The organism is Martelella sp. NC20 (assembly GCF_013459645.1).
Taxonomy (GTDB): Bacteria; Pseudomonadota; Alphaproteobacteria; order Rhizobiales; family Rhizobiaceae; genus Martelella.
Genome location: NZ_CP054861.1, coordinates 4,350,644 through 4,364,777, shown reverse-complemented (window position 1 = coordinate 4,364,777; position 14,134 = coordinate 4,350,644). Strand labels below are relative to the sequence as shown.

At 61.7% G+C, this 14,134-nt stretch carries 13 protein-coding genes; 3 read left to right on the top strand and 10 right to left on the bottom strand.

The window, feature by feature from the left end:
* Window positions 1–31 precede the first annotated feature (31 nt).
* On the bottom strand, window positions 32–721 hold the full coding sequence (locus tag HQ843_RS20855) for a fumarylacetoacetate hydrolase family protein (RefSeq protein ID WP_180902093.1): 690 nt from the start codon (window positions 719–721) through the stop codon (window positions 32–34).
* Window positions 722–1,004: 283 nt separating this feature from the next.
* On the opposite strand from HQ843_RS20855, the gene HQ843_RS20850 reads away from it, so the two are divergent.
* Window positions 1,005–2,099, top strand: coding sequence for a GGDEF domain-containing protein (locus HQ843_RS20850; RefSeq protein ID WP_180901390.1), 1,095 nt, complete (start codon window positions 1,005–1,007; stop codon window positions 2,097–2,099).
* Between the two features lie 78 nt (window positions 2,100–2,177).
* On the opposite strand, the gene gndA is transcribed toward HQ843_RS20850, so the two are convergent.
* The 3 genes from gndA to HQ843_RS20835 all read right to left on the bottom strand — a co-directional run bounded on the left by gndA (window position 2,178) and on the right by HQ843_RS20835 (window position 5,661).
* The gene (gene gndA / locus HQ843_RS20845) at window positions 2,178–3,602 is read right to left on the bottom strand and encodes an NADP-dependent phosphogluconate dehydrogenase (protein WP_180901391.1); all 1,425 of its coding nucleotides are present in this window, start codon (window positions 3,600–3,602) and stop codon (window positions 2,178–2,180) included.
* Window positions 3,603–3,839: 237 nt separating this feature from the next.
* Window positions 3,840–4,685 carry a tRNA 2-thiocytidine(32) synthetase TtcA gene (gene ttcA, locus HQ843_RS20840; RefSeq protein ID WP_180902094.1) on the bottom strand — a complete coding sequence of 282 codons (846 nt, stop codon included), beginning with the start codon at window positions 4,683–4,685 and terminating at the stop codon, window positions 3,840–3,842.
* 49 nt (window positions 4,686–4,734) lie between these two features.
* Complete coding sequence (locus tag HQ843_RS20835) at window positions 4,735–5,661, bottom strand: glutaminase (protein WP_180901392.1); 927 nt, start codon at window positions 5,659–5,661, stop codon at window positions 4,735–4,737.
* 267 nt (window positions 5,662–5,928) lie between these two features.
* Between HQ843_RS20835 and HQ843_RS20830 the strand changes: the two genes are divergently transcribed.
* Window positions 5,929–6,552 (top strand): PadR family transcriptional regulator, encoded by a 624-nt coding sequence (locus tag HQ843_RS20830; protein WP_180901393.1) that lies wholly within the window; start codon window positions 5,929–5,931, stop codon window positions 6,550–6,552.
* A 315-nt stretch (window positions 6,553–6,867) separates the two neighbouring features.
* Here HQ843_RS20830 and HQ843_RS20825 read toward each other — a convergent pair whose 3' ends face one another.
* From HQ843_RS20825 to HQ843_RS20800, 6 genes are all read right to left on the bottom strand, one after another.
* Complete coding sequence (locus HQ843_RS20825) at window positions 6,868–7,431, bottom strand: GNAT family N-acetyltransferase (RefSeq protein ID WP_180901394.1); 564 nt, start codon at window positions 7,429–7,431, stop codon at window positions 6,868–6,870.
* Window positions 7,432–7,436: 5 nt separating this feature from the next.
* The gene (gene sseA / locus HQ843_RS20820) at window positions 7,437–8,276 is read right to left on the bottom strand and encodes a 3-mercaptopyruvate sulfurtransferase (RefSeq protein WP_180901395.1); all 840 of its coding nucleotides are present in this window, start codon (window positions 8,274–8,276) and stop codon (window positions 7,437–7,439) included.
* Window positions 8,277–8,404: 128 nt separating this feature from the next.
* Window positions 8,405–9,127, bottom strand: a complete 723-nt coding sequence (locus tag HQ843_RS20815; RefSeq protein ID WP_180901396.1) for an alanyl-tRNA editing protein — start codon at window positions 9,125–9,127, stop codon at window positions 8,405–8,407.
* A 10-nt stretch (window positions 9,128–9,137) separates the two neighbouring features.
* Complete coding sequence (locus HQ843_RS20810; RefSeq protein ID WP_180901397.1) at window positions 9,138–10,169, bottom strand: cysteine synthase A; 1,032 nt, start codon at window positions 10,167–10,169, stop codon at window positions 9,138–9,140.
* 95 nt (window positions 10,170–10,264) lie between these two features.
* Window positions 10,265–11,689, bottom strand: coding sequence for a cryptochrome/photolyase family protein (locus tag HQ843_RS20805; protein WP_180901398.1), 1,425 nt, complete (start codon window positions 11,687–11,689; stop codon window positions 10,265–10,267).
* A gap of 81 nt (window positions 11,690–11,770) precedes the next feature.
* A complete protein-coding gene (locus HQ843_RS20800; protein WP_180901399.1) occupies window positions 11,771–13,099 on the bottom strand; it encodes a L,D-transpeptidase in 1,329 nt (442 codons plus the stop codon).
* Window positions 13,100–13,249: 150 nt separating this feature from the next.
* Between HQ843_RS20800 and HQ843_RS20795 the strand changes: the two genes are divergently transcribed.
* A complete protein-coding gene (locus HQ843_RS20795) occupies window positions 13,250–14,101 on the top strand; it encodes a DUF4432 family protein (RefSeq protein ID WP_180903298.1) in 852 nt (283 codons plus the stop codon).
* Window positions 14,102–14,134: the final 33 nt, after the last annotated feature.

Sequence of the window (14,134 nt, the reverse complement as noted above, 5' to 3'; positions counted from 1 at the left end):
TATCTCCTCCAAAGCGCAGGCTGACACTATATCAGATAACCTCGAATGCAAGTTCTCCCACGCCTTCTATGGCGCAGAAGATGCGATCTCCCCGCTCCACCGGCCCGACGCCTGCCGGCGTGCCGGTGAGAATGATGTCGCCTGCGGCAAGCCGCACATAACGGGATAGTTCGGCGATGATTTCCGGCGTCTTCCATATCATTTGCGAAAGGTCGCCGTTCTGAACCCTGACGTCGTTGCGGACGAGAGTGATCGCGCCGTGATCGGGATGGCCGATTTCGGCGGCGGGCGCGATCGCGGAGACGGGCGCGGAGTGGTCGAAGGCCTTGGCCATTTCCCACGGCCTGGATTTCGCCTTGGCTTCATCCTGAATGTCCCGGCGGGTGAAATCCACAGCGACCCCATAGCCGTATATACAATCAAGGGCCTGATCGATGCCGATATCGACGCCGCCATTTTTCAGGGCAACGTAGCACTCCACTTCGTGGTGCACGTTCTGCGACATGACAGGATAGGGGAACGGCTTGCCGCCTGCGACGAGATTGTCGGGATTTTTCTGGAAGAAGAACGGAACCTCGCGGCTGGGGTCATGTCCCATTTCCACCGCATGGGCGGCGTAGTTGCGCCCGACGCAGTAAACGCGGCGAACGGGAAAGGTGCGATCGCTGCCTTTGACGGGCAGGGTCACGGGGGGAGGAGAGGGAATGACGGATGACGACATCGTGTGCTTGTCCTGGAGGCGGGCGCCACCGCAGATGATTTTCACCAAAACGGGCGCCGACGTCTTAGAGTTGGTCAGATGATACAAAACAGGCCGCAAAGTAAGGCCTTCAACCGCGCTGGTCCAGTGTTAACCCTACCAAGTTCGGCGCATTTGCATATATACCAAATACGCTTCGCTCGGACAGCGCCTTTGGGCGTGCTGCGCGCCTTGCCGCTGAAAATCGATACCTGCGCCGCCGGGGGATCGGATTTTGAAGAAAGCCCTGGCGGGTCGGGACGCGATGTTTGAGAATCTGGAAATCGTCATCGCCATGCTGGAGAAGGTCGGCATGGCGGCGCTCGTCGTTCTCGCCTACCGACTGATTCAACGCGCGCGCTTCACGATCATCCGCTCATCGCTGGCGATCGGTATTCTGTTCAGCTTCGGGGCGCTGGTCACGATGGCCGATCCACTGGAGGTCAGGCCCGGCGTCGTCCTTGATATCCGGGTGGTCATGGTCGCGCTCGCGGCGCTCTTCGGCGGGCCGCTTGCCGCATTGATCGCATCCATTGTGACGATCGCGATGCGCATTTATATCGGCGGCGCCGGCGCGCTGGCGGGTTGCGTCAGCATCGCGCTTGCCGCCATGGTCGGGCTTGTCTATGCGCGTCTCAGCGGCGGGCGGCGCGATGTTCTGGGCCTTGCCATTCTGGGGCTTTCTCTGTCCCTGACACTGGTTGCCGGCATGCTCGTTCCCGTTCCGGTGGTGTCCGCCACGACGCCGGCGCTCATCATCCGCAATGTGCTCGGTACCGTAATTCTCGGCTACCTGCTTGCCATGGAGGATCGGCGCGAGGCCGAATATCTTGCCTATAAGCACGAGGCGGAACGCGATCCGCTGACGGGACTGAAGAACCGGCGGACGCTCGAGGCATTCGAACGGGGGATCGTCAGTGAGACGGAGCGACATCCCTTCGCCGTTCTGATGATTGATATCGACGATTTCAAATCGCTGAACGATATTCACGGCCATGCCTTTGGCGATGTCGTGCTGCGCCGGATTGCCGAGGTCGTTGTCGGACGGATGCGCGGCTTCGATCTGGTCGTGCGCTATGGCGGGGAGGAATTCTGCGTGGTGGTCAAGGAGGCAACGCTGCTCAATGCCGAGCGCATCGCGGAGGATATCCGGCTTCAGGTTATAGAGGAGCGTTTTCAGGCGGTGGTTGAGGAGGTCGGCGTTACCATCAGCGTCGGGATCGCCCAGTCAGGCGTTGCCGCCTCATCCGTGTTCCATGTTATCGAGCATGCCGACAAGGCGCTCTATGATGCTAAAAAAGGCGGCCGCAATCGCTCGTGTACCTATCTGCCCGCAACCGACCGCAGGGAGATGGTCTGAACTTGCGCCGGACAGCGGAAAGCCCCGTCGCCGGGGCTTTCCGCTTGTTCAAACGACGATCTGCGATCGCCAGCCGGCTCAGATGGCGCCGCTTCCCCACGGGCCGTGATGGATGTCGAGGCCGTCGAGACGGTCGAAGCCATGGGCGCCGAAGAAATCGCGCTGGGCCTGGATCAGGTTGGCGGTGCCGCGCGACTGGCGATAGGCGTCGAAATAGCCGAGCGCCGAGGCAAGGCCCGGAACCGGAAGGCCGGCGGCGGTTGCTGCCGACACGATGCGGCGCAGCGACGGCAGGCACTCGTTGACCATTTCCGAGAAGGCCGGCGTCACGATCAGGTTCGCGACATCCGGGGTATCGGAGAACGCCTTGGTGATATCGTCGAGGAACTGCGAGCGGATGATGCAACCGGCGCGCCAGATCCGGGCGATTTCCGGCATCGGCAGTTTCCAGCCATATTCGTCAGAGGCGGAGGCCATGACATCGAAGCCCTGGGCGTAGGCGGCGATCTTGGCGGCGAACAATGCGAGTTCGAGATCGCGGTTGAGCCAGGGGCCGGCCTCGATGCCGAAGGACAGATCTTCCTTGTTGAACATCGGCTCGGCGGCGGCGCGTTCGCCGCGCATGGCGGAGATGCAGCGGGCGGCAACGGCTGCCTCGATCACGGTCGCGGGGACGGCAAGCTGCTGGGCTTCGATCGCCGACCAGCGGCCGGTGCCCTTCTGGCCGGCGGCATCGACGATCACGTCGGGCATCGCCTTGCCGGTCTCCGGATCGGTGGCGCGCAGCACCTTCTCTGTGATCTCGATCAGGAAGGAATTGAGGCGGCCCTTGTTCCACTCGCCGAAGACGTTGGCGATATCGGTCGCATCCATGCCGCAGCCATCGCGCAGGATGCCGTAGATTTCGGCGATCATCTGCATGTCGGCATATTCGATGCCGTTGTGGATGGTCTTGACGAAATGGCCGGCGCCATCAGGCCCGAGCCAGGCGCAGCAGGGATCGTTGTCGAATTTGGCGGAGATCGAGGTCAGCACCTTTTCGACGCGCTCGTAGCTGTCCTCGGTGCCGCCGACCATGATCGAGGGGCCGTGGCGCGCGCCTTCCTCGCCACCCGATACGCCCATGCCGATAAAGGTCAGGCCGGTGCCGTCGAGCTCCTTGAAGCGGCGGCGGGTATCGTGGAAATTGGCGTTGCCGGCATCGATGATGATGTCGCCCTTGCCAAGATACGGGCGCAGCTTTTCCATTTCCTCATCGACAGGGTCGCCGGCCTTGATCATGATGATGATCGGGCGGGGAGCGCGGATCGCCGCCACGAAATCCGACAATGTCTCGGTCGGGACGATGTTCTTCTGCAACTCGCCGGCGCCGGCATAGAATGCGCGCGTCTTGTCGGCGGTACGGTTATAGACCGCGATCCTGTTGCCCTTCTCGGCAATGTTGAGGGCGAGGTTGGAGCCCATGACTCCAAGCCCGATCAGTCCGATTTCTGCTTTTTCCAAGACATCACCTCTTGTATTTGGCGCATCGACTGGATTGCCGTCGGCAATGATGCGCAATTTCGAAAACCCGGATCGTCTTCAGGTGCGCCGGGGAGCAAGCGGCGAGCCGGGGGTTGGCCTTTTGTGGCACCGTGACGGGCAAACGGCAAGACGTGGCGGCGCAAAACCGGCGCTTTTCACCGGGCGGCCGAAAAGTTTTGCCGTTCTGTCACAAAGCGCGGATGCGAAAACGCCGGGCTAGCGTTTGGCGGTCAATGCGGAAAAATCGAACAGCGAAGGGTCGAGCAGATGCGAGGGGTTGACGCTCGCAAGCGCCCTCAGCATCACGTCCTTGCGGCCGGGCATTTTCGCTTCCATGTCCGCCAGCATCGACTTCATCGCATTGCGTTCGAGCCCGTCCTGCGAGCCGCAGAGATCGCAGGGGATGATCGGAAACCGCATTGCTTCCGCGAACCGGGCGAGATCGTCCTCGCTCGCATAGGCAAGCGGGCGCAGCACCATCATGTCGCCTTCGTCGTTCAGGAGCTTTGCCGGCATGGTGGCAAGCTTGCCGCCGTGGAACAGGTTCATGAAGAAGGTCTCGAGAATATCCTCGCGGTGGTGGCCGAGCACCAGCGCATCGCAACCTTCCTCGCGCGCGATCCGGTAAAGGTGGCCGCGCCTCAGCCTTGAACAGAGCGAGCAATAGGTCGAGCCCGGCGCAAGCTTCTCTGTCACGATCGAATAGGTGTCGCGGTATTCGATCCGTTGCAACACGCCGATCTTCGACAGATAGTCGGGCAGGATGTGCCTCGGAAAATTCGGCTGGCCCTGATCGAGGTTGCAGGCGACGATCTCGACCGGCAGCAGCCCGCGCCATTGCAGTTCCAGCAGCACCGCAAGCAGCCCGTAGCTGTCCTTGCCGCCGGACAGCGCCACCAGCCAGCGCTTCTGATCCTTCAGCATGTCGAAATCGGCGATCGCCTGACGCACCTGCCGCAAAAGCCGCTTGCGCAGCTTGCCGAAGCTGACGGAAGAGGGCGCGTCGGCAAACAATGCCTGGAAGGCATCGGGCAGGATATCGTCAGCCAGTTCGGTCATCATCGCTCCGGGCGTTTGGTTCGCCATGGAATGCCCGTTTACGCCGAAAGGATCAACCCGCAAAAACCGACCAGCCGGTGCGCGCCGCCAGCATTTCGAGCGCGACCGAGCCGAGCGCGGGATTGCCGGTCGCATCCAGCCCCGGCGACCATACCGCCATCGACGCCTTGCCGGGGGCTACCGCCAGAATGCCGCCGCCGACGCCGGACTTGCCGGGAAGCCCGACCCGGAACGCAAAATCGCCGGAGCCGTCATAATGGCCGCAGGTCAGCATCATCGCATTGATGCGGCGCGCCCGTCGCGGCGAGACCACCGAAAAACCCGTCAGCGGATTGGTGCCGTGATTGGCCAGATAAAGCCCGGCATGGGCAAGCTGGACGCAGTTCATCATCAGCGCGCATTGGTGAAAATAGACGCCGAGCACATGATCGACCGGGTGGTGGATATTCCTGAAGCCGCGCATGAAATTGGCGAGCGCGAAATTGCGATAACCCGTGCGCTGCTCCGATTGCGCCACCTTCTCGTCGATCGAGATGGTCTCGTCATTGGCGACGAAATGCATGAAGCGCAAAAACTCGCCGATCGCTTCGCGCGGTGCATGGCCGGCCAGCACGATATCGGTGACGATGATCGCGCCGGCATTGATGAAGGGATTGCGCGGGATGCCGTGCTCATGCTCGAGCTGGACGATCGAATTGAAGGCGGAACCCGAGGGCTCGCGCCCGACCCGCTTCCAGATCGCCTCGCCGACCTTGCCGAGCGCCAGCGTCAGCATGAACACCTTGGAAATGCTCTGGATCGAAAAATGCGTCTCCGCATCACCCGCCCGATAGGTTTTGCCATCGACTGTGGTGATGGCGATGCCGAACTGTTTCGGGTCGACCTTGGCAAGCTCGGGTATGTAGTCGGCCACCTCGCCCTCGCCCAATCGCGGCTGTAACTCCCGCACGATGTCGTCGGCGATGGTCTGCAGGTTCATGCCCTGTATCTCCCTTCAAAGCATTTCATGGCCAGATGGCGCCAACGGACCCCCGCGGCGATGCGGCAGGACAAACGATGCGGCAGGACATTTGCATAGAGAAATCCGCCCCTCCGGTAAACGTCGATTTGTTCTGGCGTGTCATCAGTTGCGCGACAGGGTGAGAGGTCATCCAGCATGAAATGATATTTTTCGATATATCGTACCTTGTAAAATTTCCCAAAAGTTATATCTTGAGATATATCGAAAACAACAGGAGTAAAACTAATGAGGCATTTTGATGAATCCCGGCCTGACAATGGGCGCGGACGGTTTCGCGAATATATGATGATGGCGCGCGGCGGCGGCGGCGGTTTCGGTCGCGGCGGCTTCGGCGGCCCGTTCGGTTTCGGTGATGGCGAGGGCGGCGGCAGGCCCGGGCGCTTTCTCGGGCAAGGCCAGATCCGGCTTCTGGTTCTCCACCTGATCGGACAGGAGCCCCGCCACGGCTACGACATCATCAAGGCGATCGAGGAAATGAGTGGCGGTTTCTATGCGCCGAGCCCCGGCGTCATCTATCCTACACTCTCATTCCTGGAAGAGGGAGGGTATGTGGTCGCCGTCGAGGACGGAAACAAGAAGCGATACTCGATCACGGACGAGGGTAGCGCCTACCTCGCCGACAACATGTTCGAGGCGTCCATGGCGGTGAAGGCACTTTCGGCTATCGGCGACAAGATGAAACGCCGGCGCGAGCGGCGCGATGCCGAGGGTGGCCCCGAACTGCCGCGAAGCGTCGAGGTTGCGATGCTGAACCTGCGCGAGGTGATCGCCCGCAAGGTCGATGACGACCCCGCGGCCGCAAGCGAAATCGTCCGCGCCTTGCTGGAATTCACGGCGCGCTACGAATAGGGCTTTCATAACTTCGATATAACGAAAGATATAGCCCGGCGTTTTCGCCGGGTTACCGATCGCTGACAAACCTGTCCTTTTTTACGGACGTCATCCTCGGCCTTGTGCCGAGGATCCAACCACCGCTCCGCACGAGCGGTGTCGGCGTTTCGTAAAGAACTCTATTTAAATAGACTTTTCGTCCGAGAGGCTTGCCGCGTTGATACGTGCTTGGATGCTCGGAACAAGCCCGAGCATGACGGCGGAGAGCAGGGCAGGCTTTGTCAACAGACTGAACCCGGCATCTTTGCCGGGATATTGCCTTGCTCCGCAGGGCTAGAACTTTCGCGCCAGTGCCAGAAGCTCGGTGTCCGACAGCGGCAGGATCTCGCTTTCGTGGGTGGAGACGGGTGAGAAGCCGAATTGCTGGTAGAGCTGGAGCGCGCGCGGATGATCGAGATTGTTGGTTTCGGTGATCACCTTTTCCGGCTGGTCGGCCCAGATCGCCTTCAGCGCCTGGAGCAGGAACCATTTGCCGACGCCGAAGCCGAGCGCGCGTTCGAACAGGCCGAAATGCACCAGTCGCGTGACGCGGTCATCCTCGCGGTGATATTCGTAAAACCCGGCCGGCGCGCCCTCCAGATAGAACACCGTGATGGTGGTGCGCTCATTGTGGATGTTTTCGGCCAGATCCTCGTCGCTCATGCGCACCCGGTCGACCCATTCCCAGCGGGAGCCGACCTGGCGGTACAGAAAGCGGTAATACGCCAGCGGGATTTCCGGCACCCGCATCAGCGCGATATGCAGGTTCGAGGGCGCCAGCATATGGGCCTTCGGCGAGACGGTCATTTCAAGCCGGGTGACATGAACCGGGATCGGTGCTGTCGTCTTCTTCGTCATCGCGATCAGGCCTTTCCGGTCGCGACAGGCGTATCGTCGCGGCTGCCCCATTCGGACCACGATCCGTCATAAAGCGTGTTGTCGGTATGGTCGAGGGTTTCAAGCGCGAGCGTGATGATCGCGGCGGTGATGCCGGAACCGCAGGTGGTGACCACCGGTCTCCCAAGGTCGATCCCGGCCTGTTCGAACAGCGCGCGCAGTTCGTCGGGCGATTTGAACCGGCCGTTACTGGCAAAGGACGAGGACGGCAGGCTTTTCGCGCCGGGCATATGGCCGGCGCGCATGCCCGCGCGCGGTTCCGGTTCTGCCGCCTCGAACCGCGCGGCGCTGCGGGCATCCGCGATCTGGCTTCTGCCGGAGGCGACGATCGCGCGCATGTCCTCAAACGAGGTTACCCGGTGCGGCCTGGTATCGAGCGTGAATTTCGCCGGTTCAGGCGAGGGGAGCGCGGTCTCCCGGGTGCGTCCCTCGCTCCGCCAGCCGTCAAGGCCGCCGTCGAGAACGTAGACGTCTGTCGCCCCCATCATGCGCAACATCCACCACAGGCGCGGCGCGGCCAGATAGCCCGGGCCGTCATAGACCACGATCGTGTGATCGTTACCGACGCCGAGCGCTTCCATTTCGGCGGCAAACACCTCCGGCGCCGGCAGGGTGTGCGGCAGGCCGGTGGAATTGTCGGAAATCGCATCGTGATCGAAAAACACCGCGCCCGGCAGGTGGCCGGCAAGGTATTCGGCCTTCGCGTCGCGGTTGTGGGCCGGCAGGTACCATGAGGCGTCGATGACGGAAAAGCCGGGTTTGCCCAGCCTTTCCTCGATCCATTCCGGCGAAACGATAAAACTCATCTGGCGACACTCCTCACACGATGGCTAGAATATGTCCGGTGAACACCGGTTCACCGGACATATTCTAGCTTATTGTTTTTACGCATTTCCGGACGGAAAACCGTGATTACACTTTTCCTGGAAATGCTCTAGGCGTCAAACCGTATCCGAAAACGGCGGTTTTCGCGGCCCTTCTTTTCGATCTTGCCGATATGGATGCCGCCGACCTCGCCGGTGGAGCGCACATGGGTGCCGCCGCAGGGCTGGCTGTCCACGCATGCGTCGTTTCCGATCGCGATCAGCGAGATCCGGCCCATACCCATCGGCGGGCGGACATTCTTCGATTTGACGATATCGGGATTGGCGGCCAGCTCGGAATCGGTGATCCACTGGACATAGACCGGATGGTCCTCGGCAACCAGCTTCATCATCGCCGCGGTGACCGCGTCTTTGTCGATCGTTTCCGACATGTCGAAATCGACGCGGGACTCCTGTTCGCCGACGGCAGCACCGGTAATCGGATAGGGACAGACGACGGAGAGCAGGTGGCAGGCGGTGTGCATCCGCATCAGCTTCAGCCGCCGCGGCCAGTCGATCTCGAGGCGGAGCCTGTCGCCGACGACGGGCGACGCCTCGCCTTCAGCCGGCACGTGCAGGATGATGTCCTTGGCCGCGCCGTGGCGGGTAACGGCAAGGGCGATTGCCGAGCCGTCCGCGCGCCGGGCGATGCCGGTGTCCCCCGGCTGGCCGCCGGAGGTCGCGTAAAGACAGGTGCGGTCGGTCTCGAATGTGCCGTCCTCATGCACTGCCGTGACCACTGCATCGCAACTCGCAAGGTAGAAATCGTTGCGGTAGAGGGCATCAACAGGCATGGGTCGCTTTCTATTCGAACGGAGCGATAATCTCCGCTTTTTTGGTCAGCCATTCCGGCTGCGGCAGCCCCTTATCCTTCAGGAATTCGGGGTTGAAAAGTTTCGACTGATACCGGTTGCCATAGTCGCACAATATGGTGACGATGGTGTGGCCGGGGCCGAGCTCGCGCGCCAGACGCATGGCGCCCGCTATATTGATGCCCGATGAGCCGCCAAGGCACAAGCCCTCCTCGCTCACCAGATCGAATATCAGCGGCAATGCCTCGCTATCGGAAATGCGATAGGCGAAATCGGGGGTGAAGCCTTCCAGATTGGCGGTGATGCGGCCCTGGCCGATGCCCTCGGTGATCGAGCCGCCTTCGCTCTTCAGTTCGCCATGGGCATAGAATTCGTAAAGCGCAGCCCCTTCCGGATCGGCGATGCCGATCTTGATGTCGCCGTTCTTCGCCTTGAGGCCGATCGCGGTTCCGGCAAGCGTGCCGCCGGAGCCGACCGCGCAGATGAAGCCATCGACCTTGCCATCGGTATCGCGCCAGATCTCCTCGGCCGTGGTTTCGATATGGGCGTCGCGGTTGGCGGTATTGTCGAACTGGTTGGCCCAGATCGCCCCGTTTGGATTTTCGCTTGCGAGTTTTTCCGCGAGCCTGCCGGAAAGCTTCACGTAATTGTTGGGGTCGCGATAGGGCTTGGCGGGAACCTCGACGAGCTCCGCGCCGAGAAGCCTGAGCGCATCCTTCTTTTCCTGGGCCTGGGTCTCGGGGATCACGATCACGGTCTTGTAGCCAAGCGCGTTGGCGACCATGGTCAGGCCGATGCCGGTATTGCCGGCGGTGCCTTCCACGATCGTGCCGCCGGGTTTCAGCAGGCCGCGCTTTTCGGCATCGCGAATGATATAGAGTGCCGCGCGGTCCTTGACCGACTGGCCGGGATTGAGGAATTCGGCCTTGCCGAGAATGGTGCAGCCGGTCGCCTCCGAGGCGGCGCGCAATTTCACCAGCGGAGTGTTGCCGATCAGGTCGATGACGGAGGAATGCGTGGTCATGGGCTCGCTTTCAATTTTTCCGTACTTGTGCCGCCGGGGATCTGTTTTGCCAAGGATTTCGTTTTCGCGGCGAGGGGCTTTGGCGCAAAGCCATTTCAGTTCTTGATCGCCGCGAAGGCCGAAAGTGCGCGCCTACGCGCGGCCTTATGGTCGACAAGCGGCTTGGGATAGGTCCTGCCCAGCGTCACGCCCGCTTCCCTCAGCACATCGTCGGCTGCGTCGAACGGGGCGTGGATGTGCTTTTTCGGCATGTCCTTCAACTCCGGCACATAGGCGCGAACATAATCGCCTGCCGGATCGAACTTTTCGCCCTGAAGAACCGGGTTGAAGATCCGGAAGAACGGGGCCGCATCCGCGCCCGAGCCCGCGACCCACTGCCAGTTCGCGGCATTGGAGGCGGGATCGGCGTCGACCAGCGTATCGCGAAACCATTTTTCCCCGCGCCGCCAGTCGATCATCAGGTCCTTAATCAGGAACGAGGCGGCGATCATGCGCACGCGGTTATGCATCGTGCCTTCGCGCCAGAGCTGGCGCATGCCGGCATCGACGATCGGATAGCCGGTCTCGCCTCGGGTCCAGGCGGCAAACGCGGCTTCGTCGTCTTTCCAGGCGAAATCATCGAACCGCGCGTTCCAGTTCTTCTCGGCAAGGTCGGGGGCGTGGAACAGCAGGTGGTGACAGAAATCGCGCCAGACCAGCTCCTGCAGGAATTTTTTCCTGTTTTCGTCCGAGATCGATTTCGCGGCGCTGACCCGGTGCCACACGGTGGCCGGCGAAATCTCGCCAAGCGCCAGATGGGGCGAGAGCATCGAGGTCGCCTGCCTGTCCGGCCGGTCGCGCTGGCTGGCATAGTTCTCCACAACCTCGTCGATGAAGTGATCGAGGCGCGCGCGGGCGCCGTCCTCGCCGGGCTGCCATATTTTGCCGAAGCCAGCGGCCCAGTCGGGCTTGGCCTCGTAGAGCTTCCAGTCCTCGAGCTTTTCGGATTCGAGCTTGCCGGAAATGCCGGCAAGCCGTTCGGGCGGGTCGACCGGATCTGGAACATGCTGCTCGACGTAAAACGCCTTCCAGAACGGCGTATAGACCCTGTATGGGCCGCCGGCCCTGGTCTTGAAGGCGGCAGGCTCATGCAGGAGTTGGCCCGAAAAACTGCGGACCGTGATGCCGTCTTCGCCGAGCTCCGTCTTCACCGCCTTGTCGACCCTTATGCCCTGCGTACTGTATCGCCGGTTCCAGAACACGGCATCGGCCCCGGTTTCCGCGATCAGCTTGCGCAATGCCTTCAGCGGGTCGCCGCTTCGCAGCACCAGCGGCGCGCCGAGCCTGTCATAGCGCCCGCCAAGCTGTTCCAGCGAACGTTCCAGCCACCACGCCTGCGCGGCGCCCAGCGGCCCGTTGCCGTTATCCTCCCGGATATAGACCGGCACCACCGCTCTGCCATCGGCTGAAGCCGCGGCAAGGGCGTGATTGTCTGAAAGGCGAAGATCGTTGCGGATCCAGTAGATTGCCGGTTTGGCCATTATCCCTCGTCATCATGGTGTGTCGCGCATGATCTAGGGCGGCATAATGGATCGAAAAGGGCCGGCTAAAAATGTGGCGTTCTAGTCGATAAATTCGACCGTTGTGCCAGGGGATACCATGTGTGCGAGTTCATTCGCATCCCAGTTGGTCAGCCGCACACAGCCATGGCTCGATGTCTTGCCGATCTTGTCGGGATCGGGCGTGCCGTGAATGCCGTAGCTTGGCTTGGAAAGCGCGATCCAGACATTGCCGACAGGGCCGTTCGGGCCGGGATTGATCGTCAGCACCTGGTTGTTGTCGCCCTGCTTGAAATTCTTGTGCGGATTATAGGTGTAGTTCGGATCGATCGCGATCCGCTCCACCGAGACCGTGCCGGAAGGCGAGGGCGTATCCGATGAGCCGATCGTGGCCGGATAGGCCGCGATCAGCGTGCCCTCGGCATCATAGGCGCGCAACTGCTTGCGGGCCTTGTCGGCAAGGATTGTCGCGACCTTGGTTTTCTGCGGCTTGCCGATGTTGATGATCTTGATTGTCGTGCCGGGCCGCGAGAAATCAGCCTCCGGGTTCATCGTCTTCAGGAAGCCCTCATCCATGTGGAACTTCTCGGCCAGCATTTCCGATACGGAGGTGTAGGATAGCTCCGGAAGCTCGGCCTTCTCGGCGTAATCGGACGGGATCGCGGCGACATAGGGCCCGGCGGCATCCGTGGCGGTGATGGTGTAGGTGGTGAACGGCAGGCCACCCTCCAGCGACAGCGCCTGCATGATTGTCTCGCTGTCGGCGAAGGGGTCGAGCCGCTCGCCCGTTGCCTCGGCATAGGCATCGAGCGCCTTGCGGACATTGTCGCCCATCAGGCCGTCGATCACGCCCGGGGAAAAACCCTTGCGATCGAGAAAGACCTGGGTCGCGACCACGTTCATATCCGGTTTCGATGGCGCTTTGGCAACCGGCGCGCCCGTATCGGGACGGTCAGGGGTCGCGGTTTGCGGGGCTGCGGGAAAATCATTGGCGGGCGGTGGGGGATAGGCGTTCTGGCCGCCGAAATCACGGCTCCAGCGCTCCTGTCCGTTCTGGCCGAACGGGCGCTCGCCCCAATTGCCGCCGCGTTGCCGGTCGAAGCCCGGCGCGGTTTCGTAGCCGGCATTGGCCGGGCGGTATTCGTCGGCATAGATTTCGGTCGCCACCAGACTGCCATTGGCGTCGAGCAGGATCTGGCGGCCGTTGGCGTCGCGGCTCAGCATCACGCTTCCGGCCTCGGGCACGTAATCGAGCAATGCGCCATCGGGAGCGATTAGCAGGATTTGCCGACCGTTCTTGTAGAGCGGTTCATGGGCATAGGACGGCGTGACGGCGGGCGGGGCTGCCAGCGCCAGAACAAACGGAATGGTGTAAAATGTCGCTTTTCGCATGTTTTCGACCGTGTGACCGTTATAATCGGCAAAGCCCTTGCCAGATTCGCATTCGCTTGATTCAAGTCCTCCGTGAATGAACGTCGGCTGAACCGGTGTGTTTCACTATCGCCCAAACGTGGTTAAATTTGGTTTTATGACGGACCCATCATGATCGATTTCAGCATCCCGGACGGCCCGGCATTTCAACTCGATCCGACATCGGTTCTCGATATCGGCGGCTGCATCGTGGCGGGCGTCGATATCGCGCCGAAGCGGGCCATTCCCGACGATGGCGATCCGCGTATCGACCATTCGCTCGAGGGGTTTCTGTTTACCTGCGGCCCCGAGCATATCCGCCATCCCGAGCCGCTGGAGGGGGAGCCGGTGGAGGGCGGGGACGGGCGGTTCTATCCGCTTCACGGCTCCGCATCGGCCAATGCGGCGGTGATCAAATCGCTGGAGACGGGTTCGGGCGGCGCCGAATGCATTGCCGCCATCCCGGTCAGAACCGCCAATGGCGGCGAGATGCTGATCGAACGCCGCTGGACGCTCGATGCCGCGACCGGCGAACTGGAACTCACCGATATCGTGATCAACCGCTCCGAAAAGGCGCTGCCGATCATGATGATGTATCACATCAATTTCGGCGCGAAGCATTTTGATGACGGCGTACGGATCGAAAGCGCCTCGCTGCCCGAGGGCGCGCTGCCCTGGCGGTTCGGCGAGGGTGACCACGGCATATTCTGCGTTCCGGCGGCAAGCGGCGGGGATGGCTGGTCGGTGACCCGACTTGGCCCGATCGCGGCCCTTGGAGGGCGGACTTTCACGCTCGCCGTCGATACGGAAACGCTGCCCTATCTGCAGATCTGGCGCAATCAGGAGGCGCCGGCGCATATTCTCGGCATCGAGCCCGTTTCCCATCGCTGGACCTCGCGGCGCAAGCTTGCCGAGGCCGGCGAACTGGAACCGGTGGAGCCGGGCGGCTCGAAGCGTTTTTCGCTCAGGATCCGTTTCGAATAGCCAGACCGGCCGCCGTCTTGCAAATCGTCAAAA